Source organism: Colwellia sp. BRX10-3 (assembly GCF_014077505.1).
Classification (GTDB): Bacteria; Pseudomonadota; Gammaproteobacteria; order Enterobacterales; family Alteromonadaceae; genus Cognaticolwellia.
This window is the reverse complement of record NZ_JACGWA010000001.1, coordinates 268,855-286,479: the sequence shown is the minus strand read 5'-3', so window position 1 is coordinate 286,479 and position 17,625 is coordinate 268,855. Positions and strand designations below refer to the sequence as shown.

The following is a 17,625-nucleotide window of genomic DNA, read 5'->3' as shown; positions in this document are numbered from 1 at the left end:
TTTAACTAAAGAGATAGTAATGACTGAAAAATTAACTTGTTTTAAGGCTTATGATATTCGCGGCAAATTAGGTGAAGAGCTTAATGTAGATATCGCCTATAGAATAGGGCGAGCGATGGGCGAAATATTATCAGCAAAAACTATTGTTGTTGGTGGTGATGTACGTTTAACTTCAGAAGAATTAAAGCTAGCACTTGCCGATGGCCTGCTAGATGCGGGAGTTAATGTTATCGACCTTGGTATGACAGGCACTGAAGAGATTTATTTCGCGACATCTTACCTTAAGGTTGATGGCGGCGTTGAAGTAACGGCCAGTCATAATCCTATGGATTATAATGGCTTGAAACTTGTTAAAGCCGACTCAAAACCTATCAGTGGCGATACCGGGTTATTTGATATAAAAGCTTTGGCTGAAAGTGAAAATTTTGCTGATAAAGCAGAAATTCATGGCACTTTAACAAGGTCATCAACATTAGAAGCATATGTAGAGCATTTATTTGAGTACATTACGCCAAGTAATATAAAACCAATGAAGTTAGTTGTTAATTCTGGAAATGGTGCCTCTGGCCATATAATTGACGCTATCGAGGCCAAATTTAAAAAACTGAATGTGCCGATTGAGTTTATTAAAGTACATCATCAGCCCGATGGCAATTTTCCTCATGGCATCCCTAACCCATTATTACGAGAAAACCGTCAAGATACTATCGATGCCGTGTTAGCACATAATGCCGACATGGGCATTGCATGGGATGGTGATTTTGACCGCTGTTTTTTATTCGATGAAAAGGGACAGTTCATTGAGGGGTATTATATTGTTGGTTTATTAGCTGAGGCGTTCTTACAAAAAAATGCTGGAGCGAAAATCATTCATGATCCACGTTTAACATGGAATACCATTGATGTGGTTGAAGCGGCAGGCGGAGAACCAGTATTATGCAAAACAGGGCATGCATTTATTAAAGAACGTATGCGCAAAGAAGATGCTGTTTATGGTGGCGAAATGAGTGCACATCATTATTTTCGTGATTTTGCTTATTGTGACTCAGGTATGATCCCCTGGTTACTAGTAGCCGAGTTACTTTGTGTGAAAAACATGAAGTTATCGGAAACTGTATCAGAACGAATTGCAGCTTACCCTTCTTCAGGTGAAATTAACTCAAAATTAGCTGATCCAAAAGCAGCAATTGAGCGAGTACTTGCTGTTTATAAAACTGAGGCAGTTGTTTTTGATCAAACAGATGGTATCAGTCTTGAATTTAACGATGCTGAAGGTCAGTGGCGCTTTAACCTACGTAGTTCAAATACTGAACCTGTTGTTAGGTTGAATGTTGAGTCTAAGGCTGATTTGATCTTAATGAAAAAGAAAACACAAGAAATTCTTGATATATTAAGCGAGTATGATGAAAAGTAAAGTAAAAGTATCTATTGTCACAGCGACATATAATTCTGAATCAGAAATTTTAAAGACATATGACTCAATAAAAAAGCAAACAGTTATAGATTGGGAGTGGTTAGTAACTGATGATTGTTCAAATGATAGTACTGTAAAAATATTGAAGGAAATTTCAAAATCAGATGCTAGAGTAAAAGTGTTTGAAAATGATATTAATTCTGGTGCGGCGGTGACGAGAAATAACTCTTTAAGTCGAGTGAGTGGGGAGTATGTGGCTTTCATTGATAGTGATGATTTATGGGTACCTGTTAAGCTTGAAAAACAACTCAACTTTATGGCGACTAATATAGACTTTTCGTTCACCGCTTATGATTTAATTGACTTAAATGGGACAACATTAAATAAGACAGTTGATTTTAATCAAATAGGTGCTTTTAATTACCAGGATATGCTTAAGAAAAAAGCCACTTTAGGTTGTTCTACAGTTATGCTGCGAAGAAGCGCGTTTAATGATATTACTATGCCTTTATTACGTACCGGGCAGGATTATGCCACATGGCTAAAACTTTTGAAAACGGGTAAAAAAGCGCATTTGCTTAATGAGGTACTAACCAGTTACCGTATTATGCCTAATTCGATATCAAGAAATAAATTTAAAAAGGCTAAGAGACAATGGCAGATATATAGGGAAGTTGAAAAGTTACCATTAATAAAGTCAGCGATTTGTTTTTGCTTCTACGCTTGGCGCGCTGTATTTAGAAAATAATAAAAGAGAGTCAGATGAAAATAGCAATAGCCGGTACAGGTTACGTGGGTTTATCAAATGCAATGTTGTTAGCGCAGCACAATGAAGTCATTGCGGTTGATATAATTAAAGAAAAAGTTGATTTATTAAATCAAAAAAAATCTCCGATTGTAGATGTTGAGATTGAAGACTTTTTAGTCAATAAAGCTATCAACTTTAAAGCGACTCTTGATAAAAATCTGGCTTATTCAGATGCTGATTTTGTCATAATTGCAACACCAACAGACTATGATGTAGAAACAAATTACTTCAATACCTCTTCAGTAGAAGCGGTTATTAAAGATGTCTTAGCTGTTAACTCTAATGCTGTGATGATTATTAAATCGACAGTTCCTGTTGGTTATACTGAACGTATTAAGCAAGAATTCGGTTGTGAAAATATAATGTTTTCACCTGAATTTTTACGCGAAGGTAAGGCTTTGCATGACAATCTTTATCCGTCTCGTATAATTGTCGGCGAGCAAAGTGAGCGTGCTAAACTCTTTGCAAACTTACTTGTTAAAGGTGCAATTAAAGAAAATATAGAAACACTATTTATCAATTCAACTGAAGCTGAAGCCGTAAAATTATTTTCTAACACTTACCTTGCTATGAGGGTCTCATATTTTAACGAATTGGACTCTTATGCTGAAACCCATGATTTAGATTCCAAGCATATTATCGATGGAGTAGGATTGGACCCTAGAATAGGCACTCATTATAACAACCCTTCATTTGGTTATGGTGGCTATTGTTTACCTAAAGATACTAAACAACTTCTTGCTAACTACCAAGATGTACCTAATAACTTAATTAAAGCTATAGTTGACGCTAATGAAACACGCAAAGACTTTATAGCTAACTCTATTATTAAAAAGAACCCTAAAAGAGTTGGTTTTTATAGATTAATAATGAAAACAGGCTCAGATAATTTTAGAGCTTCAGCAATTCAAGGCGTGATAAAAAAGATAAAAGCTGAAGGAATTGAGGTGGTTATATATGAACCTGCACTTGAAGAAAACGAATTCTTTAATTCGCAAGTAATCAAGGATATAAATGACTTTAAAAAAGTATCAGATGTCATTGTTGCCAATAGAATGTGTATAGATTTAAATGACGTAATTGAGAAAGTTTATACTAGAGATCTCTTTGGATCGGATTAGTTGAATATAAATAATATTTAAGGACAAAAATGCCAAATAGAATATAGAAAGCCGTGTTCCCCTCTCAGGTCTAGGTACAAGGATGTTACCAGCAACTAAAACAGGCTATAAATCACAAGTTAGTGTTGAAACAGGCGTGGCTGAATTTGTAAGTTGGTTTAAAGAGTTTTATAAAAAGTAGGTAGTAGTCGTTAAATTTAGAACACATAAAAATGATACTCAGCGGTATCATTTTTATTATTTACTGAAACTTAATACGCGGCATCGCCTCGCTGAACAAAAATTGAATCCTTAATATTGTACATACCATGATGCTTTTCTCTATGCCATTAATATCAAGGGTTGAGTGGGCTTTCAGGCGACAAACCGCAAAAAGTACAAATCAATAACACGCTTATAACAAGCCTTTTCATCAAAAAGATAGAGTAAAATTTTGTTCTATCATTACCAAAGTGAAGGGCTCGATAATCATTAAATAGCGAATATGGGTTTTTAGATGAAATACTAACCTGAAAACCCCAGGCTCTAAAGGTTATATTCAATAGTCAGTGAAATATTCAAATCGTTACTATTAGGTAACTTATCAATGTAAGTTGATCGACTAATATCAGTGCCTAAAGTAAAGCGCCAGTTTTGCTTATCATGTTGAATACTAGCTGAAATTATCCAAACCTGTTCGGCGATACTAGACACTGTATTGCCAATTATTGAGTTATTAGGAGCTTTGTCTTGATTATCATAATTGAGATCTAAATAACGCAAACGTGCTGTCATATGAGTATTGATATCAAGTTGTGAAATGGTGCCAATTACATAGGTTTTTGCATCATTGTCGTAGCTACTGCCAAGGGCACGTCCTTCGTAACGCATGCCGGTTTCATAATTTGAATGCTCATAATAACAGTTGCCAATTTTATCCCGTTCACCACAATCTGCAAGACTATCGGCCCACTCAATGTAAACCGTACTTGGCTTACCAAAAACATTGAGATGTAAATCAAAACCTAGTTGGGGTTGAGCTTTAGTTAAATATTGTAAAGTGCCTTCTTTACCATCTTCAGCAAATTTTTGCCCATAAAAACTCAACGGAAAATCAAAAATATTCATGGTATAGCGTAAATCATATCCGGCTTGTTGGTTTGCAGGATTCAGGGTGTTACCTTCGCAAACAACTCCGTCAATACCGCAATTTGTTTTGCCAATTAGTATATCCCCAAAAGTAGATAAGCTTTGTTCCCGGCCTTCTCCTCCCCATTGGGCTAAGCGGGTGACACCTAACTCTAGATTCTTAAATGGTTTTAAATTAAGCCTGAAACCCCACAGTAAAGTGTTTTTTACTATTCGGTTATCGTCCATTTTTCCCATGAATGTTGTAACAGTCCACGGTATATCTACTTTGGTGAAAGGGATAGTAAATGGTTCGGCCGACTTTCGAGTAAGCGCAATTGCAGGTATCGGACTAGCGTTGTTGGATAAGCTTAAGCTTGTGTCCCAAGTTGGACCATACCATCTATTTTGTTTACCTAATGAAATTACCCAGTTGCCGATAAAAGCAGCAATATAACTTTCCTCGAAATTGCTACTATTTGTATCGTTTCGTGAATTACTAAAACTAGGAGAAAGCTTGGCGGCAAAGTTATCCCCAACCATACTAAATTGAACCTGTATGCTGTTTTTATCACGAAAAGTATCACCAAAGGTGACAAATCGACTGTCGTTTTTCGATGTTTGCGCTTTTATACGTATTTGGTTTTTGCTCGCTAATTGAAATTGATATTTTATATAGTGATAAGCGTTTAACTGGTTAGGGGTTAAGTTGTTAAGTTCTATATTTTTAATATCTCGTATAATATCTTGCCACATTAATGGGTAGGTTGTGACTGGTGTTATAATGTGGCCAGTATCTGCTAGTAGTTGAATATTAGCTTTTAAGTATATGTTAGAGGTATTAACCCAAGGCTCAGCTTGAGTGTTTTGATGTAACATAAAAATTGTTAGAGTGATGAATATTGAAATTAATTTTTTCATTAAATTTATGTTGCTCTGAAAGTTAAGCCATAACTAAAAATTACAAGATATTGATTTATGGCTAAAGTAGCTTGAGTTAAAAATTAATTATATCTTTTTCGCTGTTGTATGAATAGTTGCGCTACCTAAAGTGCCCCCTAACTTCTCTACAAATATAAAGTTAACTTTATCGTGGTGAACAAAGATATTAGCGACCAGCACTGTTATGCGGTGGGTTCAATACTTAAGCTGAGTTTAAATCTTGTTTTTCGTAATTTAAAGCATACATTCATATTTTTATCTATAAAGTCCATGACAACTAGATAAACAAGCCATACAATTAGTAAAGAATTGCAATTTAAGGAAAAAATGACAAATAAGATCACAAAAGCGGTAATACCTGTCGCAGGTTTGTGCACTCGGATGTTACCGGGCACTAAAGCTATTCCAAAGGAAATGCTCCCAATTGTTGATAAACCGCTTATTCAATAAATTGTTAATGAATGTATATCTGCGGGTATTAAAGAAATTGTATTAGTTACGCATTCTTCTAAAAACGCCATTGAAAATCATTTTGATAAGTCGTTTGAGCTTGAAACTACTTTAGAAAAGCGTGTTAAGCGTCAATTACTTGATGAAATTCAAGCGATTTGCCCGAAAGACGTCACCATATTGCATGTTCGCCAAGGCGAAGCAAAAGGTTTAGGCCATGCGGTATTAAAAGCGCGGCCTATTATTGGTAACGAACCTTTTGTTGTTGTGTTACCCGATGTTATTTTAGATGATGCAACGGCAAATTTAAAAACTGAAAATTTGGCAGCGATGTTAAGCCGTTATAACGAAGTAGGTGGTTACAGCCAGATTATGGTTGAACCTGCCCTGTACCTATGAAGTAAGTCAGTAGTTACGGTGTGGTTGATTGTGGTGGTGTTGAGCTTGCACCGGAGGAGTCAAAATTTAACTCCTTTAAGTAATGGAAGTAGTATGCGAGAAATTGCAGAACGTCGTTGTACTTGGAAATAGTGAAAGTTCAGTATTTTAGTTTGTTTAAATAAAAGAGGAAATTACATGCATAAAGGAATTATTTTAGCCGGTGGTAGCGGTACTCGACTTTATCCATTAACCAAAGTGGTTAGTAAGCAACTGATGCCGGTTTATGATAAACCAATGGTTTACTATCCCCTTGCTACACTAATGCAGGCTGGCATTAGAGAGATCCTAATTATTTCTACTCCAGAAGAAACTCATAGATTTGAAGATTTACTCGGCAATGGTGAAAACTTCGGTATATCAATCTCTTATAAAGAACAACCTAGCCCTGATGGTTTAGCACAAGCCTTTATTTTAGCTGAAGAGTTTCTTGCAGGTGCAGCCGCCGCATTAGTGCTTGGCGATAATATGTTTTATGGCCATGATTTAACTAAGTCTTTGCAAAATGCTAATGCTCAAACATCAGGCGGCACGGTTTTTGGTTATCATGTGTCAAACCCACGTTCTTATGGTGTAGTTGAGTTTGACGCTAGCGGTACGGCTATTTCAATTGAAGAAAAGCCACAAGTGCCTAAATCGAATTATGCAGTGCCTGGTTTGTACTTTTTTGACTCGCGTGTAGTTGAATTTGCTAAAAACGTTAAGCCTTCACCACGTGGCGAATTAGAGATAACTGATGTAATAGATCAATACCTAAAAGCGGGCGAGTTAAAAGTTGAAATTATGGGCCGTGGTACAGCTTGGCTTGATACTGGTACTCATGATGATTTATTAGCAGCGGCACAATTTATTTCTACCATTGATAAACGCCAAGGCCTAAAAGTTAATTGCCCTGAAGAAGTGGCTTATCGTAATGGCTGGTTAAGTGAAGCAAAGTTGCGTGAAATAGCCCAACCGTTACGTAAAAGTGGTTACGGCGAATATTTGATCAAACTGATTGAAGAGCGAGTGTTTTAAAGCCTAACCTTTTTTACAGGGAGGAGAGAATGAGAAAGGAAAGAGGTTTTAAGTTCAATGTTTTATAGAACTAGTATTCCTCTTTACCTCCTGCTCTCCTTGTTTACTTCCTGTGAGATATTTATATGATTTTTACAGGGAGGACTGAATGAGAAGAGAAAGAGGGTTTTATTTAATATTAAGTATTTTTACCTCTTGTTGTTATCCTTGTTTACTCCCTGTGAGTTGTTTTTTCTGTATTTTGATGGGATTTTATGAATTATATAGATACCGCTATTGCTGACGTTAAAATAATAGAACCGAATGTGTTTGGTGACGAACGTGGTTTTTTTATGGAAACCTTTCGTGTTGACGAGTTTACTAAGCACTGTGCCGAGCAAACTTTTGTGCAAGACAACCACAGTAAATCGAGCCATGGTATTTTACGTGGCTTGCATTATCAGCTGAAAAATACGCAGGGCAAATTAGTTCGCGTTACTTCAGGTGAAGTTTATGATGTTGCGGTTGATATGCGTAAATCGTCACCCACTTATGGCCAGCATGTTGGCGTGGTACTTTCTGGCGAAAATAAACGCCAATTATGGGTGCCTCAAGGCTTTGCGCATGGCTTTTATGTCATGAGTGAGTCGGCAGAATTCGTTTATAAATGTACTGATTATTATGCCCCTGAGCATGAAGTGTCGTTATTATGGAACGATCCGGCATTAAACATTCAATGGCCACTACGCGATGGCAATAAACCTTCGTTATCTGCTAAAGATGAAGTAGGGCTGTTGTTCAAAGATGCGCCAACATTTAAATAAATACTTAGCTAAATTGATAGATAATGACAGATAAAAACACAATGAAAATAATCGTTATTGGAAAATCTGGCCAACTTGCTTGGGAATTAAGTCAACTTTCAACATCTGAACAAGCAATAGTCTGTTTAGGGCGTGACGATGTTGACTTGCAAGATATTCCAGCACTGGTGAACTGTTTTAAACAGTATAACGCCGTTGGTGTTATTAATGCCTCAGCTTACACCGCAGTAGATCAAGCTGAAGGTGATGTTGAAAATGCATTTGCACTTAATGCCAAAGCTGTGGGTAATTTAGCGCAAGCGTGTAAAACCCTGTCAGTGCCATTTGTGCATATATCAACAGATTTTGTTTTTCATGGTGATAAAGGTGCGCCTTATTTACCGGGCGATGAAATAAACCCGCTAGGTGTTTATGGCGCGAGTAAAGCGCAGGGTGAACAGTTAATTGCCAATATTTACCCCGAACATAGCGCTATTATTCGCACGTCTTGGGTGTATTCAACGCACGGTAATAACTTTGTAAAAACTATGCTGAATTTAATGGCGACTAAACCTGAATTGGGTGTTATTAGTGACCAGATTGGTACGCCAACTTATGCTAAAGGTTTAGCGCAAGCTTGTATTGCAAGTTTAAATAGCCAAGTTGTTGGTGTTCATCATTATACTGATACTGGTGTGGCTAGTTGGTATGATTTTGCTGTAGCTATTCAAAATATTGGCGTAGAGCTTGGTTTATTAGATAAAAAAATAGCCATAAAACCTATTACTACTGCGCAATACCCTACGCCCGCCAAACGCCCGCATTACAGTGTGCTTGATAAAGCGAGTTTGGTTAACGCTTTGCCAGAACTTTCGTTAATGCATTGGCAAGCACAGTTAACACATATGATGACCGCGTTAAAACATGAACGCGAAGCATAGTTAAATTATATTATTAATTCGAGATTTTTATGAAAAAATTATTAGTTACAGGTGGTGCAGGTTTTATTGGCGCTAATTTTGTACATTATTGGATGGAGAAATATTCAGCCGATAAAGTTGTGGTACTTGACGCGTTAACTTACGCGGGCAATATTGCTAATTTAGACAGTGTAAAAGACCAAGCTAACTTTACTTTTGTGCACGGTAATATTTGCGACCAAGCCTTAATTGAAACATTACTGGTTGAGCATAGTATTGATACTTTAGTGCATTTTGCCGCAGAGTCTCATGTTGACCGCTCTATTACTGGTCCTGATGCCTTTATTGAAACTAATATCATGGGTACTTATAGCTTACTTAAAGCGGCTAAAAAAGTGTGGTTAGACGGCGAAAGTATTGTTGAAGGGCATAGATTTCATCATGTTTCTACTGATGAAGTTTATGGCACGCTTTCACCTACCGACCCAGCTTTTACCGAAGATACTGCTTATGCGCCTAATTCACCTTATTCGGCGAGTAAAGCGGCTAGTGATCATTTAGTGCGTGCTTATCATCATACTTATGGTTTAAATGTTACTACCAGTAATTGTTCAAATAACTATGGGCCGTTTCATTTTCCTGAAAAGCTTATTCCTTTAGTTATTACTAATATTTTGCATGATAAAGCCTTGCCAATATACGGTGATGGTCAACAAATTCGTGATTGGTTATACGTTGAAGACCACGCTTATGGTATTGATTTAGTATTACAAAATGGTCGAGTTGGTGAAAATTACAATATTGGCGGCGACAATGAGTGGGCAAATATTGATATTGTTAAAACTATTTCAAAACTTGTTGAACAAGAGTTTGTTAAAAATAAAGATTTAGCAACTCGTTTTCCGGCGGCTAAAGCGGCGATGGCGCAAAACACTGAGTCACTGATTACTTACGTGAAAGACCGACTTGGTCACGACCGTCGTTATGCCATTGATGCGACCAAAACCAACAATGAGTTGAACTATAAGCCTAAAGAGTCATTTGAAACAGGTATTGCTAAAACCGTTGCTTGGTATTTAAATAATGAAGCTTGGTGGCAAAGTGTGATGGATGGCTCTTACCAAAACTGGATCGCAGAGCAATATTCATAAATACTGCCCGTAGCTAAAAATATTTGAAATATATATAATCGTTATAATTAAAAGGTCGGATTTCCGGCCTTTTCTATAGTTAAATTATCGTATTGCTGTGATGAACTTTTTTGGTTTAAAATAGCAAGGTTCTAGCTTTAGCTGTCATTGTTTACGATGGTTTGAAGAGGATTAAACGCGGTAACGAATTTTATTACTAGGCGGTATGGCTTCAAATTTTTCATCTATAAATGTCATGACAAGTACTGAAGCAACCCATACAATATATAAAAAGTTGCAAATAAGGATAAAAATGCCAAATAAGATCACAAAAGCAGTAATACCTGTCGCAGGTTTAGGAACACGGATGTTGCCAGCAACAAAAGCAATACCTAAAGAAATGTTACCTATTGTTGATAAACCCCTTATTCAATACATTGTTAATGAATGTATTTCTGCCGGTATTAAAGAAATTGTGTTAGTTACGCATTCTTCTAAAAACGCCATTGAAAATCATTTTGATAAATCTTTTGAGCTTGAAACAACCTTAGAAAAACGTGTTAAGCGCCAATTACTTGATGAAATCCAAGCGATTTGCCCGAAAGACGTCACCATATTGCATGTTCGCCAAGGCGAAGCAAAAGGTTTGGGCCATGCGGTATTAAAAGCACGACCTATTATAGGTAATGAACCTTTTGTAGTCGTGTTACCTGATGTGATTTTAGATGATGCTACGGCAAATTTAAAAACTGAAAATTTAGCCGCGATGTTAGCGCGTTATAACGAAGTAGGTGGTTACAGCCAGATTATGGTTGAGCCTGTACCTATGGAAATGGTTAGTAGCTATGGTGTGGTTGATTGTGGTGGTGTTGATCTTGCGCCAGGCGAGTCAAAAACCATGACAGCTATTGTTGAAAAACCAGCCGTTGAAGACGCACCGTCAAACCTCGCTGTGGTTGGCCGTTATGTGCTATCTGAGAAAATTTGGGACTTGTTAAAACTAACACCTCCTGGTGCTGGTGACGAAATTCAATTAACTGATGCTATTGCGATGCTAATGGAAAAAGAAACTGTTGAAGCATTTCACATGACAGGTAAATCACACGATTGTGGTTCTAAGCTAGGTTATATGAAAGCTAATGTTGAATATGGTTTACGTCACCCAGAAATGGCTGATGAATTTAGAAGTTATTTGACTGAGTTGATGAAGATTTAAAGTAAAGGCACTGCGTATTTTCAGTGTTTTACTCACCTATTGTTCTCCTTGTGAATGATTTTTTTACAGGGAGGAAACAATGAGAAGTGAATGAGGTAGGACTTTAAATATTTAAAAGTATTTTGTATTGTTAGTGTTTAACCTCCTGTAGTCCTCCTTCTTTTCTTCATGTGAATTATTTTGTTGTTTTTTTACGTGAAGTGTCGCTTCATAGGTTATGATATTTCTTGGCTGGCTTGGGGTTGACGGGCTAAAGTCCGACCCACAGGTGCATTGGCATATTTCTTTATTAACACTCATTTATTAAAAGTATAGGTATATGGACGTAACTAATTTATCGCAGTTTACTGAACTGGCATTAACGCGCAATATATTTTCACTATTTGCCGACGGTAAGCGAAGTGAAAATTATTCGGTTTCGGCCGCGGGTTTATTTTTAGATTATGCTAAGCAAAATATTGTTGATAGCGAGTTTACTCCGTTATTTACTTTGGCTGAGCAAGTTGACCTTGCCGGTAAAATAGCGGCTCAGTTTGCTGGTGATGAATTAAATTGCACAGAACAACGTGCGGTATTACATACGGTATTACGTGCGCCAGATACGATGAAACATGATGTTTTAGGTGCAGAGGCGCAAGAGGTTATTGATACTGAAGCTAAAATGGCGAAGATTGTTGATGATGTGCAATCAGGTAATGTTCGCTCGATTACGGGTGAAAAGTTTACTGATATTCTCGCTATTGGTATTGGCGGCTCATATTACGGTGTAAAAGTGGCCTTGTCGGCACTGGTTCCTTATCATCAGCAAGGTTTGAAAGCTCATGTGCTGGCTAATGTTGATGGTGACGCTGCACAAGAAAAATTTGCTAAACTTAATGCCTCAACCACACTCGTGGTGGTTATTTCTAAAACCTTTTCTACTCAAGAAACCCTACTGAACGCCATTATCGTTAAAGCCTGGATGCTTAAAGCTTTAGCTGATAGCGATAATTCACCGGCTGAAATTATTGCTCAACACTGGTATGCGGTAAGCACTAATATTGCGGCTGCGACACAATTTGGTATAAATGCAGAAAACATTTTGCCAATGTGGGATTGGGTAGGAGGCCGATTTTCGTTATGGTCAGCGGTAGGTTTACCACTGGCATTGATTATTGGTAATACGCATTTTAATGCTTTAAAAGCTGGTGCCCATGCAATGGACGAGCATTTTAAAAATACCGCGTTCGAGCAAAATATGCCGGTTATTATGGCCTTGTTGGGTATTTGGAATCGTAATGGCTTAGGTTACCCAAGCTTAGCTATTTTACCTTATAACCATGCGCTTAGAGCTTTACCTGGTTATTTGCAGCAAACCGATATGGAAAGTAACGGTAAGTCGGTTTCTGTTGAAGGTAAAACGCTTAATTATTTAACTGCGCCGGTGGTTTTTGGTCAAGAAGGTACGAATGGCCAGCATGCTTTTATGCAGTTAATGCATCAAAGTGCTGATATTATTCCTACCGACTTTATTCTTTCGCTTGCGCCAACGAGCGAGCATTTAGCGAATCATGACGCGTTAGTGGCGAATTGTTTTGCCCAAAGTGAAGCGCTAATGCAGGGTAAAACGTTGGCACAAGCACAAGCCGAGTTACTTAATGCTGGAGCAAGTGAGGCCGAAGCGAATAGGTTAGCTGCGCATAAAACCATGAAAGGTAATACCCCAAGTAATACCATTTTGATGGAGCGGTTAGACCCGCATTCTCTTGGTGCTTTACTAGCCCTTTACGAGCATAAAATATTTGTGCAAGGCGTTATTTGGCAAGTTAATTCATACGACCAGTGGGGCGTTGAATTAGGCAAGCAACTGGGTAATGAAGTACTGAATGTGATGGCGCAGCCAATGGCTGATATTGACAGTGAAAAGCTTTCCGCTTCGTCGCTTGCGTTGATCCGTCGCTATAAAAATAATTTAACTCAAGTTTAATTATAGTCTTAGAAGTTTTACCTTTTATTTTTTTATACCTTTTTGGTATAACCAATCTTTTACTTATATGGATAATGATTTATCAATGTGGCATGATATTAATCAATAATATTATGCCACCATTAGTGAACAGCAATGCATTTAACCCATTTACAAAAGCTAGAAGCCGAATCTATTCACATTATTCGAGAAGTTGCCGCAGAATTTGATAATCCTGTGATGCTTTACTCGGTTGGAAAAGACTCAGCCGTTCTGCTCCATCTTGCCCGAAAAGCCTTTGCACCTGGAAAAATACCGTTTCCGCTATTACATGTTGATACCAATTGGAAATTCAAAGAAATGATTGAATTTCGTGATCAAATGGCGAAGGAATATGGTTTTGATCTTCGGGTACATAAAAACCCTGAAGGCATGGCGATGAATATTAGCCCTTTTGAACATGGTAGTGCTAAGCATACCGATGTGATGAAAACCCAAGGATTAAAGCAAGCGCTTGACCAATATGGTTTTGACGCTGCATTTGGTGGTGCACGCCGTGACGAAGAAAAGTCTCGTGCGAAAGAGCGTGTGTATTCATTCCGTGATAAAAACCATCGTTGGGATCCTAAAAGCCAGCGTCCTGAGCTGTGGAATATTTATAACGGCAAAGTTAATAAAGGCGAAAGTATTCGCGTATTTCCATTGTCGAATTGGACCGAGCTTGATATTTGGCAATATATCTACCTAGAAAGTATTCCAATTGTACCGCTGTACTTAGCTGAAAAACGCCCAGTAGTTGAGCGTGACGGCACGTTAATTATGGTTGATGACGACCGTATGCCAATAGGTAAAGATGAAGTGGTACAAATGAAAAGCGTACGCTTTAGAACTTTAGGTTGCTACCCGTTAACGGGCGCTGTTGAGTCAACAGCCACAACTTTACCTGAAATTATTCAAGAAATGCTATTAACCAAAACCTCTGAACGCCAAGGCCGCGTGATTGATCACGACTCGGCAGGCTCAATGGAGAAGAAAAAAATGGAAGGTTATTTTTAAAGCTGTTTTAAAAAAATAGTTTAAGTTATTTAACTGTATTAGCATTTTAATTATATCGACAATTTGTCGAGTAGAGATTTCCAAGGAAAAAACATGAGTCAGAAAGAAGACTTACTTGAAACAGATATTGAAGCTTATTTAAAGCAGCATGAAAACAAAGAAATGGTGCGCTTTTTTACTTGTGGTAGCGTTGATGACGGTAAAAGTACCCTAATTGGTCGTTTGTTACATGATTCAAAAATGATTTTTGAAGATCAATTAGCGGCAATTGAAAACGACAGTAAAAAGTCGGGTACTACCGGTGAAGCTATCGATTTAGCTTTGTTAGTTGATGGTTTGCAATCAGAGCGTGAGCAGGGCATTACCATTGATGTTGCTTATCGTTATTTTGCCACCGATAAACGTAAATTTATTATTGCCGATACTCCTGGCCATGAGCAATATACTCGCAATATGGCAACGGGTGCTTCGAACTGTGACTTAGCAATTATTTTGATTGATGCTCGCCATGGTGTGCAAGTGCAAACACGTCGTCATTCTTTTATCTGCTCATTGTTAGGTATTAAGCATGTATTAGTTGCGGTTAACAAAATGGACTTGGTTGATTATAGCCAAGAGCGTTATCAAGAAATTAAAAAAGACTACCGAAATTTTGCCGATGACTTAGCTTTTGAAGATGTGCGTTTTGTGCCAATTTCAGCCCTAAATGGCGATAATGTTGTTGAAGAAAGTAGCAATATGTCTTGGTATCCTGGCGCAACTTTAATGAAGTTATTAAATACCATTAAAGTTGATGACCAAAAACATTTCACCCAGTTTCGTTTGCAAGTGCAGTATGTTAATCGTCCAAACTTAGATTTTAGGGGCTTTGCAGGAACGGTTGCATCAGGGCATATTCGCGTTGGTGATGAAATTGTTGCTTTACCATCAGGCAAGCAAAGTAAGATAAAATCGATAGTTACTTTTGAAGGCAATATTGAGCGCGCCGACCATGGCATGGCCGTTACTTTGACCTTAGAAGATGAAATAGATATCAGTCGCGGTGAAATGATTGTTAAAAAAGACAATCTTCCTTCATCAGCCAAAGAGCTAAGTGCCACTATTGTTTGGATGCATGAAGATGAGCTAGAACCAGGCCGTGAGTATTATATTAAGCATGGTAGTAAGCTCACTACAGGGCACGCAATTAAAATTGACCACCGCATTGATGTAAATACATTAGAGAAGCTTGATGTTGACCAATTAGCGTTAAACGAAATCGGTGTTGCTCAATTCGAACTAGCTGAAGCGTTACATTTCGATGCTTATGGTGATAATAAGGCTACAGGTGCTTTTATTATTATTGACCGCTTGAGCAATGTTACAGTGGGCGCTGGTATGATCAATAGCGCACTTGACGCACAGCAAGAGCATGAATACTCAGCGTTTGAGCAAGAGCTTAATACCTTAGTTCGTAAGCACTTTCCACATTGGGGCGCGCGCGATTTATTGAAATAGTATTTATTGTCTATTTCACTTTTGCACACAGTCAGGGTTAGGTTTACATTATGTTGTTAACGCAGTGGCTATTAGTCGTAATATTTGCATTAACGCTAATCGGGCTTGTTTGTTTGCCAAATAAACCCGAGCGCGTTTTTGGTAGCACAACGTTACTGTGTTTAGCTGCGTCATTTGTTAGTACCGATGATATCCTCAGCAATGCGGTAAACCCTGGTTTAGTGACGTTATTATTACTGGTGTTATGTTCTTTTGCTTATGAACGCACCAGTATTATAAGGCGTATATCAGCGCTAATGCTGAACGGTAAAGCAGCTACTGCAAGTTTTAGAACGCTTGTTTTTACGGCGTTAAGTTCGGCATTAATTAGTAATACTGCTGTGGTAGCTACGCTAATTTCGGTAGTGAAAAAAAACACCGTCGTTAATCCCGGTAAATTATTATTACCCTTATCATTCGCCGCTATTCTTGGTGGCACCTTAACCTTAATTGGTACTTCAACTAACTTAATTGTTAACTCACTTTGGCTTGAACAAGGTCAAGAAAGCTTAGGTTTTTTTGATTTCACCCTTGTCGGTGGCGCTGCACTTGTTGCATGTTTACTGATTATATTACTGCGCCAAAATACTTTAGCTGACATGCCAAACGAGCAATTAGAGGTTAAGGAATATCTGGTTGAAGCGCAGGTAAAGCAAAACTCTAAACTTGTGGGTAAAAGCATTGAAGATAATGGCTTAAGAAATTTAGATACGCTTTTTTTAGTTGAATTAGTGCGTAATGGGCGGCTTATTTCACCGGTAACACCTGATGAAGTGATTCAGCCGCAGGATAGACTGATTTTTAGTGGTGATATCAGTAAAGTACTGGTATTACAGCAATTTGATGGCTTAACGCTATTTGCTGAGCAAAATGGTCTACTGCGTGAAAACTTGACCGAAGTCTTGATTAAACCTGATTCTGCTATCGTAGGGGAAACCTTAAAATCGGCAGGCTTTCGGGCAAGATTTGATGCTGCTGTTGTCGCTATTCGCCGTGAAGGCACTTCACTTTCAGGCAAACTAGGTGATATTACCGTTCAAGCCGGTGATTTTTTAGTATTAGCGGTTGGCTCTGATTTTTGTGCTCGCACTAATTTAACGAAAAACTTTTTTATTCTTTCCGGTCATAAACCTGACAATATACTTTCAGGCTGGCGTGACTCTTTAGCCATTTTTGGTTTTATAATTGCTATAGCCTTGACCATGGTTAGCAGTATAAGTTTACTGTCGAGCTTAATGTTTTATCTCGCCTTGTTAATTTTAACTGGGTGTTTAACAGTGAATGAAATTAAGCGCCGTTTCCCGATTGAAATATGGCTAATTGTGCTAGGTGCCTTAACCTTAGCGCAGGCGTTTGAACATAGTGGTGTTGCGGCCATTTTTGCTAATGAGATTGAACAATTATTGGCAGGGCAAAGTGCGATAATCGCTTTAGTGGTGATATTTTTCATTACTTTAGTATTGACCGAAGTTATTACAAATAGCGCCGCAGCGGCTTTAGTTTTCCCTGTTGCTTTTAATATTGCTATAGGCTTAGGTGTTAGCCCTTTACCCTTAGTGATGGCGGTTGCCTTTGGCGCTAGCGGCAGTTTTATTAGCCCTTATGGTTATCAAACTAATATTATGGTGTTTAATGCTGGCAATTATAAGGTCGCTGATTTTATTAAATTTGGTTGGCCGATAACACTGACTTATAGTTTCGTGGTGTTAATGTTGATACCACAAATATTTCCTTTTTAAAGAT

Annotated in this window: 13 protein-coding genes and 1 pseudogene; 13 read left to right on the top strand and 1 reads right to left on the bottom strand. The window is 37.9% G+C overall.

The annotated features are described in order from the left end of the window. Positions 1 to 19: 19 nt before the first annotated feature. Genes H4J38_RS01260 through H4J38_RS01250 form a run of 3 tightly spaced genes read left to right on the top strand, consistent with a single transcriptional unit; the run spans position 20 to position 3,343 of the window. On the top strand, positions 20 to 1,414 hold the full coding sequence (locus tag H4J38_RS01260; protein WP_182128701.1) for a phosphomannomutase CpsG: 1,395 nt from the start codon (positions 20 to 22) through the stop codon (positions 1,412 to 1,414). Beyond that, positions 1,404 to 2,162: a glycosyltransferase family 2 protein gene (locus H4J38_RS01255; protein WP_259365358.1), complete on the top strand. Its 759-nt coding sequence runs from the start codon at positions 1,404 to 1,406 to the stop codon at positions 2,160 to 2,162. The genes H4J38_RS01260 and H4J38_RS01255 overlap by 11 nt, the downstream gene beginning before the upstream one ends. 14 nt (positions 2,163 to 2,176) lie before the next feature. Then, positions 2,177 to 3,343: a nucleotide sugar dehydrogenase gene (locus tag H4J38_RS01250; protein WP_182128697.1), complete on the top strand. Its 1,167-nt coding sequence runs from the start codon at positions 2,177 to 2,179 to the stop codon at positions 3,341 to 3,343. Between the two features lie 525 nt (positions 3,344 to 3,868). Here H4J38_RS01250 and H4J38_RS01245 read toward each other — a convergent pair. Next, complete coding sequence (locus tag H4J38_RS01245; protein ID WP_182128695.1) at positions 3,869 to 5,329, bottom strand: capsule assembly Wzi family protein; 1,461 nt, start codon at positions 5,327 to 5,329, stop codon at positions 3,869 to 3,871. Between the two features lie 390 nt (positions 5,330 to 5,719). Here H4J38_RS01245 and H4J38_RS01240 point away from each other — a divergent pair. The 10 genes and pseudogenes from H4J38_RS01240 to H4J38_RS01195 all read left to right on the top strand — a co-directional run. Beyond that, positions 5,720 to 6,243, top strand: a pseudogene (locus H4J38_RS01240) (UTP--glucose-1-phosphate uridylyltransferase); the annotation flags it as partial. 175 nt (positions 6,244 to 6,418) lie between these two features. After that, positions 6,419 to 7,297, top strand: a complete 879-nt coding sequence (gene rfbA, locus H4J38_RS01235) for a glucose-1-phosphate thymidylyltransferase RfbA (protein ID WP_182128693.1) — start codon at positions 6,419 to 6,421, stop codon at positions 7,295 to 7,297. Between the two features lie 254 nt (positions 7,298 to 7,551). Continuing rightward, a complete protein-coding gene (gene rfbC / locus H4J38_RS01230; RefSeq protein WP_182128691.1) occupies positions 7,552 to 8,100 on the top strand; it encodes a dTDP-4-dehydrorhamnose 3,5-epimerase in 549 nt (182 codons plus the stop codon). 23 nt (positions 8,101 to 8,123) lie between these two features. Beyond that, on the top strand, positions 8,124 to 9,020 hold the full coding sequence (rfbD, locus tag H4J38_RS01225) for a dTDP-4-dehydrorhamnose reductase (RefSeq protein WP_259365357.1): 897 nt from the start codon (positions 8,124 to 8,126) through the stop codon (positions 9,018 to 9,020). Positions 9,021 to 9,049: 29 nt separating this feature from the next. Beyond that, positions 9,050 to 10,150 (top strand): dTDP-glucose 4,6-dehydratase, encoded by a 1,101-nt coding sequence (rfbB, locus tag H4J38_RS01220; protein WP_182128689.1) that lies wholly within the window; start codon positions 9,050 to 9,052, stop codon positions 10,148 to 10,150. Between the two features lie 292 nt (positions 10,151 to 10,442). Continuing rightward, positions 10,443 to 11,345 carry a UTP--glucose-1-phosphate uridylyltransferase GalU gene (gene galU / locus H4J38_RS01215; RefSeq protein ID WP_182128687.1) on the top strand — a complete coding sequence of 301 codons (903 nt, stop codon included), beginning with the start codon at positions 10,443 to 10,445 and terminating at the stop codon, positions 11,343 to 11,345. 319 nt (positions 11,346 to 11,664) lie between these two features. Continuing rightward, positions 11,665 to 13,311, top strand: coding sequence for a glucose-6-phosphate isomerase (gene pgi, locus H4J38_RS01210; RefSeq protein ID WP_182128685.1), 1,647 nt, complete (start codon positions 11,665 to 11,667; stop codon positions 13,309 to 13,311). 135 nt (positions 13,312 to 13,446) lie between these two features. Continuing rightward, positions 13,447 to 14,346, top strand: coding sequence for a sulfate adenylyltransferase subunit CysD (gene cysD / locus H4J38_RS01205; protein ID WP_182128683.1), 900 nt, complete (start codon positions 13,447 to 13,449; stop codon positions 14,344 to 14,346). Between the two features lie 93 nt (positions 14,347 to 14,439). Further along, the gene (cysN, locus tag H4J38_RS01200) at positions 14,440 to 15,843 is read left to right on the top strand and encodes a sulfate adenylyltransferase subunit CysN (protein WP_182128681.1); all 1,404 of its coding nucleotides are present in this window, start codon (positions 14,440 to 14,442) and stop codon (positions 15,841 to 15,843) included. 50 nt (positions 15,844 to 15,893) lie between these two features. Further along, positions 15,894 to 17,621, top strand: coding sequence for an SLC13 family permease (locus H4J38_RS01195; RefSeq protein ID WP_182128679.1), 1,728 nt, complete (start codon positions 15,894 to 15,896; stop codon positions 17,619 to 17,621). Positions 17,622 to 17,625: the final 4 nt, after the last annotated feature.

Coding starts and splice junctions, on each gene's coding strand:
- pgi (WP_182128685.1), top strand. CDS start 11,665: ATGGACGTAACTAATTTATCGCAGTTTACTGAACTGGCATTAACGCGC.
- rfbC (WP_182128691.1), top strand. CDS start 7,552: ATGAATTATATAGATACCGCTATTGCTGACGTTAAAATAATAGAACCG.
- rfbA (WP_182128693.1), top strand. CDS start 6,419: ATGCATAAAGGAATTATTTTAGCCGGTGGTAGCGGTACTCGACTTTAT.
- rfbD (WP_259365357.1), top strand. CDS start 8,124: ATGACAGATAAAAACACAATGAAAATAATCGTTATTGGAAAATCTGGC.
- H4J38_RS01245 (WP_182128695.1), bottom strand. CDS start 5,329: ATGTTACATCAAAACACTCAAGCTGAGCCTTGGGTTAATACCTCTAAC.
- rfbB (WP_182128689.1), top strand. CDS start 9,050: ATGAAAAAATTATTAGTTACAGGTGGTGCAGGTTTTATTGGCGCTAAT.
- cysD (WP_182128683.1), top strand. CDS start 13,447: ATGCATTTAACCCATTTACAAAAGCTAGAAGCCGAATCTATTCACATT.
- galU (WP_182128687.1), top strand. CDS start 10,443: ATGCCAAATAAGATCACAAAAGCAGTAATACCTGTCGCAGGTTTAGGA.
- cysN (WP_182128681.1), top strand. CDS start 14,440: ATGAGTCAGAAAGAAGACTTACTTGAAACAGATATTGAAGCTTATTTA.
- H4J38_RS01260 (WP_182128701.1), top strand. CDS start 20: ATGACTGAAAAATTAACTTGTTTTAAGGCTTATGATATTCGCGGCAAA.
- H4J38_RS01250 (WP_182128697.1), top strand. CDS start 2,177: ATGAAAATAGCAATAGCCGGTACAGGTTACGTGGGTTTATCAAATGCA.
- H4J38_RS01195 (WP_182128679.1), top strand. CDS start 15,894: ATGTTGTTAACGCAGTGGCTATTAGTCGTAATATTTGCATTAACGCTA.
- H4J38_RS01255 (WP_259365358.1), top strand. CDS start 1,404: ATGAAAAGTAAAGTAAAAGTATCTATTGTCACAGCGACATATAATTCT.